Origin of the sequence: Chryseobacterium sp. IHB B 17019, assembly GCF_001456155.1 — a bacterium.
GTDB lineage: Bacteria > Bacteroidota > Bacteroidia > Flavobacteriales > Weeksellaceae > Chryseobacterium.
Window position 1 is genome coordinate 288470 of the sequence record NZ_CP013293.1, and the last position, 15197, is coordinate 303666.

The 15197-nt window shown below is 38.1% G+C and carries 13 protein-coding genes; 5 read left to right on the forward strand and 8 right to left on the reverse strand.

What is annotated here, in order from left to right; translation table 11 throughout:
* Nucleotides 1-17: 17 nt before the first annotated feature.
* Nucleotides 18-542 carry a sigma-70 family RNA polymerase sigma factor gene (locus ATE47_RS01325; protein WP_062160263.1) on the reverse strand — a complete coding sequence of 175 codons (525 nt, stop codon included), beginning with the start codon at nucleotides 540-542 and terminating at the stop codon, nucleotides 18-20.
* 78 nt (nucleotides 543-620) lie between these two features.
* Nucleotides 621-1385, reverse strand: a complete 765-nt coding sequence (locus ATE47_RS01330) for an XRE family transcriptional regulator (protein WP_062160264.1) — start codon at nucleotides 1383-1385, stop codon at nucleotides 621-623.
* Between the two features lie 77 nt (nucleotides 1386-1462).
* Between ATE47_RS01330 and dinB the strand changes: the two genes are divergently transcribed.
* Together dinB and ATE47_RS01340 are read left to right on the forward strand one after the other, a co-directional pair.
* Nucleotides 1463-2608, forward strand: a complete 1146-nt coding sequence (dinB, locus tag ATE47_RS01335; protein ID WP_062160265.1) for a DNA polymerase IV — start codon at nucleotides 1463-1465, stop codon at nucleotides 2606-2608.
* A 21-nt stretch (nucleotides 2609-2629) separates the two neighbouring features.
* On the forward strand, nucleotides 2630-5689 hold the full coding sequence (locus tag ATE47_RS01340) for a DNA polymerase III subunit alpha (protein WP_062160266.1): 3060 nt from the start codon (nucleotides 2630-2632) through the stop codon (nucleotides 5687-5689).
* A gap of 69 nt (nucleotides 5690-5758) precedes the next feature.
* Here the strand turns inward: ATE47_RS01340 and ATE47_RS01345 are convergent, their stop codons facing one another.
* A complete protein-coding gene (locus ATE47_RS01345) occupies nucleotides 5759-5998 on the reverse strand; it encodes a hypothetical protein (RefSeq protein WP_062160267.1) in 240 nt (79 codons plus the stop codon).
* Nucleotides 5999-6398: 400 nt separating this feature from the next.
* Between ATE47_RS01345 and ATE47_RS01350 the strand changes: the two genes are divergently transcribed.
* Complete coding sequence (locus ATE47_RS01350; RefSeq protein ID WP_062160268.1) at nucleotides 6399-6797, forward strand: hypothetical protein; 399 nt, start codon at nucleotides 6399-6401, stop codon at nucleotides 6795-6797.
* Between the two features lie 50 nt (nucleotides 6798-6847).
* On the opposite strand, the gene ATE47_RS01355 is transcribed toward ATE47_RS01350, so the two are convergent.
* Both ATE47_RS01355 and ATE47_RS01360 read right to left on the reverse strand, forming a co-directional pair.
* Nucleotides 6848-8806: a hypothetical protein gene (locus ATE47_RS01355; RefSeq protein ID WP_062160269.1), complete on the reverse strand. Its 1959-nt coding sequence runs from the start codon at nucleotides 8804-8806 to the stop codon at nucleotides 6848-6850.
* Entirely contained in the window at nucleotides 8803-9894 is a 1092-nt protein-coding gene (locus ATE47_RS01360; RefSeq protein ID WP_062160270.1) for a hypothetical protein, read from the reverse strand. The genes ATE47_RS01355 and ATE47_RS01360 overlap by 4 nt, the downstream gene beginning before the upstream one ends.
* Before the next feature lie 209 nt (nucleotides 9895-10103).
* Between ATE47_RS01360 and ATE47_RS01365 the strand changes: the two genes are divergently transcribed.
* Nucleotides 10104-10694, forward strand: a complete 591-nt coding sequence (locus tag ATE47_RS01365; protein WP_062160271.1) for an RNA polymerase sigma factor — start codon at nucleotides 10104-10106, stop codon at nucleotides 10692-10694.
* Between the two features lie 8 nt (nucleotides 10695-10702).
* On the opposite strand, the gene ATE47_RS01370 is transcribed toward ATE47_RS01365, so the two are convergent.
* From ATE47_RS01370 to ATE47_RS01380, 3 genes are all read right to left on the reverse strand, one after another.
* Nucleotides 10703-11041 carry a hypothetical protein gene (locus ATE47_RS01370; RefSeq protein WP_062160272.1) on the reverse strand — a complete coding sequence of 113 codons (339 nt, stop codon included), beginning with the start codon at nucleotides 11039-11041 and terminating at the stop codon, nucleotides 10703-10705.
* A 398-nt stretch (nucleotides 11042-11439) separates the two neighbouring features.
* Nucleotides 11440-12222: a helix-turn-helix domain-containing protein gene (locus ATE47_RS01375; protein ID WP_062160273.1), complete on the reverse strand. Its 783-nt coding sequence runs from the start codon at nucleotides 12220-12222 to the stop codon at nucleotides 11440-11442.
* An 8-nt stretch (nucleotides 12223-12230) separates the two neighbouring features.
* Nucleotides 12231-13268, reverse strand: a complete 1038-nt coding sequence (locus tag ATE47_RS01380; RefSeq protein WP_062160274.1) for an SDR family oxidoreductase — start codon at nucleotides 13266-13268, stop codon at nucleotides 12231-12233.
* A 245-nt stretch (nucleotides 13269-13513) separates the two neighbouring features.
* On the opposite strand from ATE47_RS01380, the gene ATE47_RS01385 reads away from it, so the two are divergent.
* On the forward strand, nucleotides 13514-14707 hold the full coding sequence (locus tag ATE47_RS01385) for a FecR family protein (RefSeq protein ID WP_062160275.1): 1194 nt from the start codon (nucleotides 13514-13516) through the stop codon (nucleotides 14705-14707).
* The last annotated feature ends 490 nt before the right edge of the window (nucleotides 14708-15197 follow it).

The window sequence follows — 15197 nt, forward strand, 5'->3', positions numbered from 1 at the left end:
AGGGACTTTAACTTAATTTAAGAGTTTTGATGACGGTTTTTAAGAAAATCCATTGCTTTTAAAATATGATTTTTGACTGTGCTTTTTGGAATGCTCAATTGGATAGCAATCTGTTCCTGGGTCATTCCCTCTAATTTATTCATTCTAAAAATCTGTCTGCGGAGTGGGGGAATGATGAGTGCGATGCTCGCTTCAAGCTCAGTGAGATTGAATTCTTTCTGTTTTTTTGAGTTCAGATCATCATATGAGGTATCTGCAAAATCAATATTGTTGTCTTCAAAAAAATGTTGTCTTGCTCGTAACTTGTAAAATTCGAAAATTTTCTGATTAACGGTTTTATAGATAATGCTTTCTGCCTTTCCTGAGTATAAAGACTGGCGGTATTCCCATAGGTGGATAAAGACATCTTGAACCACATCCTTCACGTCTTCTCTTTTCTTAATCTTTCTGGAAATGTAAGAAGAGACCTGATGGTTGTGTTGGTGAAAAAACTTTTTATAAGCATTTTCTTCGGCGTTGAAAAATTTGCCGGGCAGTTTCACATGTCTGTTTTTATTGTTACAAATTTATATTTTCATTAAATGTGGAATAAATACTTATTCGCGGATGTTAGATCATGGTTACCGGATCAGATGTTTTTCAAGCTTGATAATATTCTCTTTGAGAGAAAAGATCGTTTCTTTTACATTTCCATCTGTAAAATCCAGTACATCATATTCCTTTAGCAGACTGTATTCATATTCCCACACTTCAAGCAGCTCATAGGAGGAAATTTCATATGGTTGAAAAACCTTGTTGTCCGATTCCACCCAAATAGAATTTTCGCCTATGCGTGCCAGTCGTTTATACACAAAGCCGCTACGGGTTACTAGTAGGTAACTTTTACCTACTTTCATTTCAATAATTTTCTCGGTATATTTTCCGATGATATAGGTTCCGTCTTTAAAAGGCGGCATCGAATCACCTTCAGCCGGAAAGCCCCGGTATTTTCCGTTTCTTAGGAAAGGTAACGAAATATGCTGTAAGCCTTCAATGTAATCTGGATCACTAAAGCCAGTGACATAACCCATCTGCGCTTTATAGGGAACTATTTCAATTTTATTCTCTCCGGTTTTGCCGACTTTTATGGGAAGAACAATCCTGTTATCTGAAAGATTAACAATATCATCCAATGAATATTTCCTTAGGTCGACGGTCAGTAAAAGATCAATGCTCACATTAAAATAACGTGAAATCTTAACCAACAACTCATAAGGTGCCTGTGTAGGCCCATCCTCGTATTTCGCAAGGCGGCTTCGGTCTATTTCCAGACCTTCTGCAAGCACTCTTTGCGAGATCTCAAGTTTGTCTCTCAGATATCTGATGTTTCCTGCAAAATATAACATTGTCAAAATTCTTCCCAACAAAGTTAAATCATTTTGCTAAATATATTAGCAATTTTGTTGGGTAATTTATTCAAGAGATGGAAAGAGCGATTGTACATATGGATTTGGATACCTTTTTTGTATCGTGTGAACGCAGGAATGATTCGCGGTTAAACGGTCTGCCCATCATTATAGGTGGTGGTGATCGTGGTGTTGTTGCATCATGTTCTTATGAAAGCCGCCGCTTCGGAGTACGGTCGGCCATGCCTATCAAAATGGCACTTAAGCTATGCCCAGAGGCTAAAGTGATCAAAGGCGATATGGATTTATATTCTAAACTCTCCCACGAAGTAACAGAAATCATTGAAGAAAAAGTTCCGTTAATGGAGAAGGCCAGTATTGATGAATTTTACCTGGATTTATCCGGCATGGATAAATTTTTTGGATGTTATCAATGGACGCAGCAACTGGCATCAAATGTAATGAAGAATACCGGACTGCCCATCAGTTTTGCACTTTCCAATAACAAGACGGTTTCCAAAATCGGTACTGGCGAAGCAAAGCCTATCGGACATATGGAGATAAAGGATACAATGGTGAGGCCTTTTCTAAACCCATTATCTGTACGGAAAATCCCGATGGTCGGTGGGGAAACCTACAAGCTTCTTTCGCGGATTGGAATCAGAACAATCCATACACTCTCTGAAATGCCCGCCGAGGTATTGCAAAAAATAATGGGAAAGAACGGATTGGAACTCTGGAAAAAAGCCAATGGAATTGACGAGACGCCGGTAATACAATATTCGGAAAGAAAATCAATTTCATCAGAGCGTACTTTTACCAAGGACTCAATAGATATCACAGCAATTAAATCCATGATAACAGGAATGGCTGAACAGCTTGCCAATCAGCTCAGGGAGGAAAAATGGCTGACTTCTACCATTGTTATAAAAATCCGTTACTCGAATTTCGATACCGAGACCAAACAATGCCGTGTAAGTTATACCTCATCTGACCATACCATCTGCAAGTATGCTTTGGAACTTTTCAATAAAGTTTATACCCGAAGGATGCGCATTCGTCTGGTCGGTTTAAAACTTACAGGGTTGGTGCACGGGGAATACCAGATGAATATTTTTGAAGATACACAGGAAATGATGAACCTCTACCAGTCAATGGATTATATCAAGAAACGCTTTGGAAAAAATGCTGTTGGACGTGCTTCCGGATTTAATTTTTTATAACAATACAAAAAAATAGTAAAAATGTACCTAAACTGCCATACCTACCACAGCCTGCGCTACGGAACAATTTCTGTAGAAGCATTAGTTCAGTCTGCATCAGAACTGGGCTTGGAGACGCTGTGCCTGACGGATATTAATACGGTAACAGCAATCTATGAGTTTTATAAACTATGTAAAGAAGCGAAAATAAAGCCTATTGTCGGAATGGAGATCAGGCAGGACAATGAACTTTTATATATTGCTTTGGCAAAAAACGCCACAGGTATCGCAGAAATCAACAGGCTAGTTACGGATAGAAACTGTGATAATATCCCCTTACCCAAAACCAATCCTGCTTTTAAAAACGTAATCGCCATTTATCCTATCGAAAATATTCCCGAAACATTTTCTGAGGACGAGTACATTGGAGTTCGTTCTGATCAACTTAATCTTTTGTTCCGAGCGGAATGGAAAGGTCTAATCCCCAGAATGGTGGTTTTACAACCCGTAACTTTTAAAACAAAAAGAGAATACCATCTCCACCGTGTTTTACGGGCAATTGATTTAAATATTTTAGGCTCCAAACTCCAAGCCCATCAGCACTGCAAAGAAGATGAGGTTTTAAAACCGCTCAATGATCTAATTCAAAAGTATCAACAATATCCCCAGATTATAGAGAACACAAAGGCTGTTCTTGACCAGTGTAGTTTTGAGTTTAAATTTTTTACCCCAAGAAACAAAAAGTACTATACAGGAAGCAAGAAGGATGATCTCACGCTCATTACCAAACTGGCGTATGAAGGATTGGCAGAAAGGTACGGGTTAAATGATGAGGTAGCTAAAAAGAGGGTGGAAAAAGAACTGAAGGTTATTGATGAACTAAATTTCAGCGGTTATTTTCTCATCACCTGGGACATTATCCAGTACAGCAATTCGATGGGATTCATGCATATAGGAAGGGGGAGTGGTGCTAACAGCATCATCAGTTATTGTCTCGGCATCACCAATATCTGCCCGATAGAATTGGATCTTTATTTCGAGCGGTTCTTGAACCTCAACAGGAAAACTCCACCTGACTTTGATATCGATTGGAGCTGGCAGGAGCGGGATACGATCCTGGAATATATTTTTAAAAAATACGGGAAAAACCATGTGGCATTCTGCGGAACGAATGTGGAATTCAAGTACAGGTCTATTTTTAGGGAAGTCGGAAAAGTATTTGGCCTGACAAAGGATGAACTGGATGCGTTGGCTACACAACCAATGGAAAGCCATGACCATAATTCAGTTGTAAAGCAAGTTCATAAATATGGGAAAATGCTTGAGAAATTCCCCAACCAAAGGAGTATGCATGCCTGTGGAATACTGATCTCCGAAGAGCCCATTACGAATTACTCCGCGCTAGAAATGCCGCCTAAGGGATTTCCCATCGTTCAGTTTGATATGCACGTTGCCGAAGATATTGGTTTGGAGAAATTCGATATTCTATCCCAGAGGGGTATCGGTACGATTAATGACGCTGTAAAATTGATAAAAAAGAACAAGGGAATTGATGTAAATATCAGAGACAACCAACTTTCCAAAGACGAAGAAAAGTGCAATGAGTTTCTGAGTCAAGGGAAAACCCTTGGTTGTTTTTACATTGAAAGCCCTGCTATGCGCGGTTTGCTGCGGCGGCTGAAATGCGATAATTACAAGGTGTTGGTTGCAGCGTCATCCATTATCCGGCCTGGTGTAGCGCAGAGTGGAATGATGAAAGAATATATTTTCCGTCACAACTATCCCGATAAGTTTGAGTACTTCCATCCGGTTTTCCAGGAGCAACTGGGCGATACATATGGCATTATGGTCTATCAAGAGGATGTGATCAAGATCGCATTGTACTATGGAGGCCTTCCTGCTGCGGATGGTGATGTTCTTCGCCGTGCCATGAGCGGAAAGGGCAGGTCGCTTGCAGCATTACAAAAAGTAAAAGATCACTTTTTTGAATCCTGTAGAAAGTTAGGGCATCCTGAAAAACTTAGTAGCGAAGTGTACCGTCAGATCGAATCCTTTGCAGGATACTCATTTTGTAAAGCACACTCTGCATCTTATGCAGTGGAAAGTTATCAGAGCCTTTACCTGAAAGTTTATTACCCTGTTGAATTTATGGTTGCGGCGATCAATAACGGTGGCGGGTTTTACCGAACTGAAGTGTATGTTCACGAAGCAAAAATGTCCGGTGCCAATATAATGAACCCATGTGTAAATAAAAGTGATTGGGAAACGACACTGTACGGAAACGATGTATATCTAGGCTTTATGCATTTACAGTCTCTGGAAACGAAAACTGCTTTATTGATTACAGCAGATCGCCATCGAAATGGTAATTTCAGATCACTGGGTGATTTTATCAAACGGATTCCCATAGGTATAGCCGCCATGCAGATTCTTATATTTATCGGTGCTTTCCGCTTTACGGGAAAGCAAAAAAATGAACTTCTGCTTGAAGCCAGAATGTTGCTCAATGATTTCAAGCCAGAGAGAAAAATGGAGACATTGTTTGAAGAGCCCATAAAAGAATACCGATTTCCGGAGCTTAAAAGAGAGGTTTTTGAGGATGCATTTGATGAAATCGAACTGTTGGATTTTCCGGTATCATGCAGCCCTTTTGATCTTTTGGTCACAAAATACCGGGGCTCGGTAATGGCCAATGACCTTGTAAAATATCACAAAAAACAGGTAAAGATGCTCGCTTACCTGATTTCAAGAAAGCACGTTCCTACCAATAGGGGGACCATGTTCTTTGGAACATGGATCGATGCCGAAGGCAATTACTTTGACACTGCGCATTTTGCCGATTGCCTCGAAAAATATCCATTCAAAGGTGGTGGTTGTTATCTCTTGCTCGGTACTGTGGAAGTAGATTTTCATTTTCCTACGGTTACCATTGTTAAAATGGAAAAAATGCCATTTATCCCAGATCCCAGATATGCTTATGATAGTGACAAACAATACGAAGCACATCAGCGCATAAAGGAAGATGTGAGTATGACCCATAGGCTTCCATATCCTCAGGAACACGAGATTGGACTGCCAAGAATTAAGATGCATGATCTGTAATTATTGTATAATAGGATATGTTTAACTTTTGCAAAAAAATATGTTATATCCGTTCGGCTGTTATGAAGACTATTTTAAAGGAGCTCCAGTTATGGATCTAACCCAAAACTCTTCCCCGAAAAGCATGGTAGTAAGCCCGTAATAACATGAGAATGCTACAAGCGCTAAAATAATTATGAATAACAATTGTGGTTTAGGGAGAATACTTAGGCGATTCTGATCGTTGTTCTGATCCATTTTGCTTTTAAGATATCTATCCACTTTTTTGTAAGTTTCTAACTCTTCGGATGTAGGTTGCTGAATATCCATACATGCAATATAGCAAAATATAAAATTAAAAACGACTTCATTGTTGATGCAGGTTGTACCTGTGATATCCACAGGAACACGAAACCGGATGGCCAAGGATAAAGATGAATAATTGCCGCATTATGTTGTATTTAATGACTGGTTTAATATGTAAGATTTAAAAATAGCCTGATTTTACAGCAAAAGTTAAATCTACTAAATATATATCTCATTTACGAGAAATAATATTGGATTTCGGTTTATTTGCATTACATTTACATTATGCTAACTGTCAGCTATTTGGGCTTTTATATGCAGTGAGTAGGTGGGCTAGCACATGCTGATTATCGACCATAATTTCTAAAGTGGTATTGTGACGTGTGATCGCTACCAGCATATCTAAACATTAAATAAGATCATTATGAATTACAAACCCACAATTTTTATTGTTCTAATTTCAGTTTTCTTCAGCTGTAACAATAAAGTCCCCTATATTCCCGATTACGAAATGGCAAGAGGTACAGTTATAGGCATGGAAACATGCAAGACTGATGTATCTACGAATGCATGGCTGATCAGTTTTCCTGAGCCAGGGGCAAGCAACAAGGTTTATGGTGACAATATAACCTATAATAATAAATCCTATACGAACGTGGTGAGGACTCTTTCCCTACCGGATTCGCTTCGGGTTATCGGTAATAAATATTATTTGGAATTTAATATCGAGCCAAAGTCTACCCCTGACTGCCAGGTACCCAACGCGGATGCTTATAATCTTACAAAAATACAAATAAGAAAGGCGGTAAGAATTTCAGGTTAACCGTCATTAAAACTATTAACCGTTATTTAATGTGCTAAATTTGATTGTTATTAATCAGGTACGGGTTCTGTAATGTATCCCACGATTAGCTTTGATTTGTCAATTACCTTAAAATCCATTATTGTTTCTATATCTACAACAACCGATGTTTTTATTAAAATTTTAGCATCCTCTTCGGATAATTCTACTCCCTCATCTGTAAATCTCCACTTTTCTGGATTATCAGAATACTTTTTATCCACTATTTCATCTGTTACTTCGGTTACAATAACTGATAGCTCACTATCAACCCATGCTTCATTTCTTTTGTAATACATTATAAAAGCATCTCTAAAATCGCTTATGATAACTTTATCCTTCAAATGAGAGCTGTGAAATGAGAACAAAGGAATACCATCAAACAATCCCAGTACAAAAAAATCAACATTGTCTGGATTAAGTTCAGAATTATACTCACCGCTATATTTTGGTGATTTAAGAAACTCTTCATCCTTGTATAAAAATTCTGGTTCCAGAAATATTGCAGTTGGAACGACACTATTATTGTGAAATTGCAAAATAGATTTCTCTAGTATTAACAATAGTGATCTTTCTTCAATTATTGTTGGATCAGACTTCTGTATTACATCAAGAAACAAACTGTTTTCCCACCTACCAACAGTTGCTCCAAAATTGTCAATACCATATATTGTCTGGTGGTAATCACCATCTATGAAGTGTATCTTGCCTTTTTCCAATAAATTATTAGTTCCTACTCGTTTTAAGAGTATTTCCTCTACGGTAACGTCTTGGATATTCCCAAAATAATTAAACACTTTGCGAATCCGGGTTTGCGAACGCCAGGCGGCGGCTGCTTGTGATTTGAACTCATCTAAGCGAAGTTGGCTCAAAGGAGCTTCGGCAATACCCCTTTCTTTTACACCAACTACGCTACGTTTCGCCAATGCAATTGAGGATAAAAGCTTTTCACCAATAGAGTTAAAATCTTTAATTGTTTCTACTTGTAAAACTTTTTTCCATTTTTCAAAGTCCGTACGAAATACATCAAGACTCATCTTTACCGCATCATAAAAAAAAGGAATGGTTGCTTTTAATTTTGGGTCGCTAACAGACAACGTGAAATTTGAATTTTTCGTACGGATTCTGTCCACTACAAATCCCTGTGTCATCCAGTTGACTGGCATTGGAGGGGCATAAATTTCATTTTCAGGTCGCTCAATATAGTCCCAATCTTCCCATCCCATATATATCCTTAAATCTGCGGTTCTAAAAAAAAGAATATCTTCTATTTCCTTGTTTTGGTCATAACTTCTTTCCTCAGTAATTATCCTTAACAACCTATTCAGGTTTTCAAGTTCCAGAATTCTTTCATCAAATAAGAAGAATAACCAATATTTTAAGGCAGTTAATGGTTGCCTTCTGAAATTATCATAAGCAGTCTGATTACGGATTTCAAATTCCAATTTGGATATTTCTTCATTTTTGGTTCCATCTTGATTATTAGCAATCAAATTCTTTAATTTTATAACTTGACTCTCAGATCCACTTAACATCTCACCGGTTAAGTGGCTATATCGTTTCAAAGATGAAGCTAAGAGATTCCAGTCCAAAAATCTGGCCTGTTGATAAAAAAGGTTATTATAGGTTTTAAATGCCTGATAATAAAAGTCATTTAAACGGCTTTTATCTGATAAGGTTTTTCCATGAAATCCAATTGACATAACAACTTCTTTAAGATGTAGCGACATTTGCTCAGAAATTTGCCCAATCATTTCACCATATGTTTGATGCTTCTTGTGCTGATAAGCAATTCTACTATAAATGATTACAGGAAAGGATACAAACTCAGTAAATGGATCCAATTTAGAATAGATTAGGCTTTCACGTAAAATTCCTCTAAAAAAACTGACAAAGGAATAAACTGCATCTGAGTTGTTACTTTTGATTGCGCTGCTTAGAGAAGACCAAACACTTGTTGCAAGCCCTTCGGTGATATCAATACCTTTCATGATACACCATGTTTCATCGTTAATATAAATAACTCACTGTAAATAGAAAGGATTTCATCAACCTTACCGTGTTTTCCATCTAAAGAATATTCATGCAATTTCTTGTCGAAGTAGTTCTTGTATTCATTTGAACGTCCTATCAGTTTAGAAGGGTGTTTCAAGCGAAAGCATTTAGAGAATTTCAGCTCCCGGCCAGTTTTGTTTATTATTTTTGGCCAAATAAAATCATTATAATTGCTTGTAACGGAATTAACGAAGAAAATATTTGTAAAATAATATTTTTGATTTTTGTTCTTCCACTTTAAAAATTGCCTTTCTAATCTACTTAGATTGATATCATAAACAAGCTTTTCATTAGAAACGGTCATTTTATTCAAACTTCTTTGATATTCTACCCGATTTTTTTTTATATTCTCTATTTCATGATCAGACATAAACTTTAAGAATTCAATATTGCTATACATTGAAAGTAAAGTTATTCGAAGATTAGCTTTCGCTTCCCATAATAATTGTTCAGTTAAGACGCTCTGAATTCTATTAGCATTCGTAAAGGTAATTATAGTTCTAAATAAATATCCTATACCTACCAATATGATCAATGCCAAGTAAGTGCCTGCCAAAACAAAATGCTGAAAATAAGGAGCATCTAAAGTGTCCCGAAGAGTTGACAGTAACATTAAGCATAAGATTACACTTAATGTATAATATAAGATTAGGTACAAGCCTGAATTTACAAATAACAATTTATATGTTTGATTATCCTTAATTGCTAAATTACTTAAAAGGAGTCCTATCACAGCCAAGGTCATACTGATAATTGTAGCAACGTTTGAAGTTCGTTGATCGATCAAGATATCGGCAGTCTTCTTATCCATTTTAATAAATGAAAAGATATCAATTTGTAAGAATCCCAGAATAACAAATAAGGCTACTACGTTTAAAAACACTAACCACCATTTATCCCTTCTTGACAAATAATTAAAATAGTTGTTTATAATATTGAAGGTGCTAGGAGATAAATCGGAATGATTTTCCTTTATTTTTTTCGCTATTTCTGCGCGATGTGAATTGATTAATTTGGAGAGCATTCGTGGAAATTAGTATTGCTAATATACATAAAACCCTTGAAAATCTATTTACCTTATCTGAGAATGATTAAATATTCTGCTGAGCTTTTGGAGTAAACATTATACATTGAGCACTTTTCAAAGTGCTTATTTACTAAAACGATACAGTGATTTTTCATTTCAAAATGAGATAACATTTCAGTAACTTTAAATTAATATCGTTTCAAACAATGAAATCCTTACCCATAATTGATGAAAGGAATCTGCTGCTTCGGCTACAGAAAGGGGATTATACCGCCTTTGAAATCATATATTCCAACCATAAAAAAAAGATCACCCAACGGCTGCTCAGGTTGCTGACTTCGCCGGACCTGGTTGAAGATGTTCTGCAGGAGCTTTTTATCAAATTATGGAATAACAGAAAAAGTATAGACGCAGAAAAACCAATTGAAGCGTACTTATACCGTATTGCGACCAATTTAGTTAACGATTATTTTCGGGAAATCTCGAAAAACAAGAAACTGGCCGAAGAACTGTGGCATAGGATTTCTGAATTCTACAATCCATTCGAAGAAATATCTCAGGTAAGTGCAGACAGCGAACTTTTCCGGTCTATTGACCGGCTTCCCGAACAGCGAAGAAAAGTTTTTCTTCTTTGTAAGCTGGAAAAGAAAAGTTATGCTGAAGTCAGCAGATTATTGCAGATCTCAGAAGCTGCCGTCAACGACCATATCACAAAGGCCAACCGTTTCCTGCGTGATAATTATGATAAAGCCATACCATTTGCTGTAATTGTCTTCTGCAATCAGTTGATAGGTTAAGTATTTATTTAAGATTTTTCGTTGCTTTTTTCAATCATTCTTATAGCGTCAAAATACTCTGTTTCGGTAATCTTGTAGGATTTTAAATCCTCTTTATTCTTCTCGACAACTTTATAGTCTGTTGCGATTTTTTTTAATTCTTCAATAACGTTTTCTCTATTACAGGTTTCAATAAACTGAACAGCATCCACAATAAGGCGGGTAATTACCAGTGGCCCCAGCACATCGGCACTTGTGAAGAGCATATATTGATGGAAAGTACCCTCTCTGTGGATAGTAGCTAATACGTTTGTCTCATCCCGGTTGTTTACTTTATTAGAAAGAGGAACACCAATCAATAATGACATCAAGTTCAAGAAGCTTATCAGTGTATGCTATATCCCTATAAGATAAGTCAATATAAACGGATTGAATGGTACTGATGTTGTTGAGCGCTAATATTTTTTTCATTATACAAATATAAGGAAGTTAGCTTTACAGACTTAAAGGAACCTTTTGGTAAAAGTTGGCCAACTATCTGTTGTTTTGTGTGTTCATGTTCTCGCGGAAACGAAAATCGGGGTTGTTAATAATTATTTAATCCTTTTTTAATAATACAGCTATTGGTTTTATTACCATCTCCGTAGCTGCCGTTAATGATGATATTATTAAGGCAAACCGTTTTTAAGAGATAATTACGATAAAGCAATTTCCTTTGCTGCCATTATATCTGCCGTTTTTTACGGACAATAATATTTTAATGCTATTAGGATGAGGCTTTAGTCGGGCTATAACCAAATTGTTTTTTAAAAGCAAAGGAAAAATGGGAGAGGTCTTCAAACCCTGTATCTAAATAAACCTCAGATGGTTTTTTTTTCTGTTCGATGATCTGGTAATGTGCCAGTTCAAGCCGCTTCTGGGTTAACCATCGGCCTGGAGAAATGCGAAAAGCATCCTTGAAGTCTTTTTTGAAAGTGGTTAAACTCCTGCCCGTCAGATACCCAAATTTCTCCAACGGAAGATTATACATGAAATTCTGTTCCATGAAAGCGACGAGATCGACTTTTCCAGGCTTTTCAAAATACCCGAGCAGTCCATCCGCTGCAACATCGACAGTACGCAAAACCCGGATAGCTTCCTCCACCTTCAATGCGGCAATGTCGGCAGGTAATGCATCGGCGAGTTGAAAATAAGGTTGTAAAGAGTTGAATAGGCTTTGGAGTAACGGATGGTCACCAAACAGTATTGGCTCATTACTTCGAAGTACTAAAGGTTGGATATCCTGATAATAATGTTTTAAGCGGTCATTCCGGAAAACGACAGAGATTACCAAGCAGGGTTTTCCATCGAGCGGCAGTTTGCTCATCCGGCCAAGTTGATCACGTGGGAATAGGATGGTGTCGCCGGCAAAAAAACACAAGCTGCGGTCAGCGGTAGCAATACGAACCTCGCCTGAAATGACCCGGACCAGTGCCGGCCACTGAAGCATCAGTTCCCGGCTGTAATGGGCTTCCTTTTTACACGATATGAAAACTTCAGCGACTTCCATACTGCAATTTACAACAATTTTAGCCTAATCAGACTTTCTGCCGTGGCAAGTATAGCTTCAGATGCCGAACGTGGCGACCAGCCGAGGATGCGGATTGCCTTAGCACTTGTTGTATTCATCGGTATGCCTAATAATGGGACCATACTTTTAACCATTGGATCCTTCAATGCAGCGATACGTAACAGGAAATTAGGTAGCTGTCTTGCTTTCACTTTGTCGGCAGCCGCCCCAAGATTTTCTTTTAAAATTTTTGCCACTTCCACCAGCCAGATGCTTTCCCCGCCTGTCGCGATAAAGCGTTCGCCGTTGGCTGCCGGATCAACCATCGCCCGCAGGTGGAGGTCAGCGACATCACGTACATCAACAAAGCCAGTATTAATCTTAGGGCAGCCAGCCATTTTTCCGGTAAGGAGATTTTTGATCAAATAGATAGAATGTGAATAATCAGCTCCTAATACAGGTCCCATTACTGCCACCGGATTAATGGCAGTCAGCTCCATTCCACGACCTTCATTCTTGATAAATTCCCAGGCCGCTTTTTCCGCCAGCGTTTTAGATTTCTGATAGGCCGGTGCATTGATTGTATTGGTCCAGTCCGTCTCATTATAAGGCACAGTTTGTTTTGGGTGCCCATACACGACAGCGCCGATGGCTGAGGTTAATACGACCCGTTTTACACCTGCATCACGTGCTGCGCGTAAAACCCGCAATACACCTTCACGTGCGGGAATGATCATTTCGTCTTCATGTTTAAAATCCAGTTTCGGAGTTGGCGAAGCAACATGCAATACATACATGCAGTCCTTAACGGCATTATTCCAATTATTATCAGAGGACAGATCGGCTTGTACAAATGTAAGCTTACCGCTATCTTGGATTCCGCCTTCAAGTAACATAGCCCTTATTTTTGCATCATGTTCTAGCGTACGTACGGTCGCCCTTACCCTGTAACCTCGATCTAAAAGTTGAATGATGCAGTGCATAGCAATGAATCCCGACCCACCTGTCACTAATACCAGTTTTTCAGAATTTGACTTTGTTTCCATTATAAATTATTTTACTTAACAAAATTCGTAGAAATGAGAGCTGGGAGTTTTGTTTAAAAGACGCAATTTTCTTTGTTTAAAAGGCGGGTTCTAATAGTTATATCCTGAGAAATCGATGCAAACCCATACATAAGACAATGTATTTTGATTTATTTGTTGTTGATAATCAGTAAGTTAATTTTTTTTAAAAAACACAGCTATTGGTTTTCGATCTATCTCCGTAATAGTATTAAACAGAAAAGACTTTGGAACAAGCCAACCATATCAAAGAACTCCTTAATAAATACCTGGACAAAAAAATCAGCAGGGAAGAGTATGATGTACTGCTTCAATATTTTGGAAAACCCGAAAATGAAAGTGAGCTGGACGGGCTTATACATAATGCCCTATCAGAAGATATTCCGGTTAATGATAATAATATTGAAGTAAATAAGATTGTAAATTCAGTAGAGCACAAACTCCGCCAGATGCTACAGCCGCGGAAAACAGTTCCATTGAGAAAATACTTTCTTCAGGCAGCCGTTCTATTTTTAGTTGCGGTAGCTGGTATTTCGCTTTACATCATCCGGGCACATGAAAACGAAAAGGAACAGCAGCAGATCATTGTAGATGTGAAGCCTGGGCACAGTGCAGCAACTCTTACTCTTGCCAATGGACAGAAAATCCTTCTCAACGATGTTGCTAATGGAAATATCGCAAAAGTGGGCGGGATCAGAGTTTCAAAAAGCAGTTACGGAGAAATAATTTATACATCGGGTCAATCTGATACAGAATCCAATAATCAAATAAATACCCTGTCAACAGCAAAAGGGGAGACCTATAGGATTGTGCTTTCCGACGGCACCAAAGTATGGCTTAACGCGGCGACCACTTTACAATATTCTGCTGACCTGAGAGCGCAGGGAATTCGGAAAGTAAAGTTATTAACTGGCGAAGCCTACTTTGAAGTAAGCAAAGACAAACAGCATCCATTTGTGGTTGAGACCGCAAAACAAAAGGTAGAAGTATTGGGAACGCATTTCAGTATCAATAGCTATCAGGATGAAGGATATACAACAACGACGTTGGAAGAAGGCTCTGTAAGAGTATCTTCTTCACAAGGTGCAAAAGCAAACAATACTGCTACGTTAAAACCTGGCCAACAATCTTTAAATTCCAGCGGAAATATAATTGTACGTCAGGCTGACCTGCAGAGCGCGTTGGCATGGAAAGAAGGTAATTTGTACTTCAAGGATGCGACAATTCAGGAAGTGCTGAGGCAGGTGAGCCGCTGGTATAACATCAGCGTAGACTATCAAGGTGCGCCAAGTAAGGAGAGATTCACCGGAGGTATAAAACGTACCTCAAATCTAACGGCAGTATTGCGTATTCTGGAGCTAAGCAACGTTAATTTTACCCTGACAAAAAATAATAATACAACAATCCTAGTCGTCCGGTAGGAAATAAGTTCAAGTGTTAAATTTAAAAAGCAAATGCCTATGAGATAGTATTTTTCAATTTTAGGATTAGTTAATGATACCCGCAAAAAAGAACCGGAAACATCGTTCGAGGATGCTCCGGTTCAAGTGGGTCTTTTTGACAATCAGTACCAACTAATTTATCAACTAACTGCAGGTCTCTTAACAGCTTAATATCAGGATGACCAAGCAGCAAACCGAAACAAACTTATGATTTTTTCAGTAAACTGGTGCTATACCAAGCGGTATTGTACAACAGTTTTTTTGGTTTTTTTCAAAAAAACCATCCAGACGATATTTTTAAATCCAGCCATCATGAGGTTACATTTAATCATATTTATATGGCTCATAACTACTCTCGTGGCGACAGCAGTGCAGGTTAAGGCGCAAAATGTATCCTTGCCAGCCACAGCAATTCCATTACAGCAAGCTTTTAGAACGATCGAAAAACAAACTGGCTATCAGTTTTGGT

Bases quoted from the DNA above. Each gene is read 5' to 3' on its own strand.
- ATE47_RS01330 (WP_062160264.1), bottom strand. From the start codon at position 1,385: ATGTTATATTTTGCAGGAAACATCAGATATCTGAGAGACAAACTTGAG.
- dinB (WP_062160265.1), top strand. From the start codon at position 1,463: ATGGAAAGAGCGATTGTACATATGGATTTGGATACCTTTTTTGTATCG.
- ATE47_RS01340 (WP_062160266.1), top strand. From the start codon at position 2,630: ATGTACCTAAACTGCCATACCTACCACAGCCTGCGCTACGGAACAATT.
- ATE47_RS01345 (WP_062160267.1), bottom strand. From the start codon at position 5,998: ATGGATATTCAGCAACCTACATCCGAAGAGTTAGAAACTTACAAAAAA.
- ATE47_RS01350 (WP_062160268.1), top strand. From the start codon at position 6,399: ATGAATTACAAACCCACAATTTTTATTGTTCTAATTTCAGTTTTCTTC.
- ATE47_RS01355 (WP_062160269.1), bottom strand. From the start codon at position 8,806: ATGAAAGGTATTGATATCACCGAAGGGCTTGCAACAAGTGTTTGGTCT.
- ATE47_RS01360 (WP_062160270.1), bottom strand. From the start codon at position 9,894: ATGCTCTCCAAATTAATCAATTCACATCGCGCAGAAATAGCGAAAAAA.
- ATE47_RS01365 (WP_062160271.1), top strand. From the start codon at position 10,104: ATGAAATCCTTACCCATAATTGATGAAAGGAATCTGCTGCTTCGGCTA.
- ATE47_RS01370 (WP_062160272.1), bottom strand. From the start codon at position 11,041: ATGTCATTATTGATTGGTGTTCCTCTTTCTAATAAAGTAAACAACCGG.
- ATE47_RS01375 (WP_062160273.1), bottom strand. From the start codon at position 12,222: ATGGAAGTCGCTGAAGTTTTCATATCGTGTAAAAAGGAAGCCCATTAC.
- ATE47_RS01380 (WP_062160274.1), bottom strand. From the start codon at position 13,268: ATGGAAACAAAGTCAAATTCTGAAAAACTGGTATTAGTGACAGGTGGG.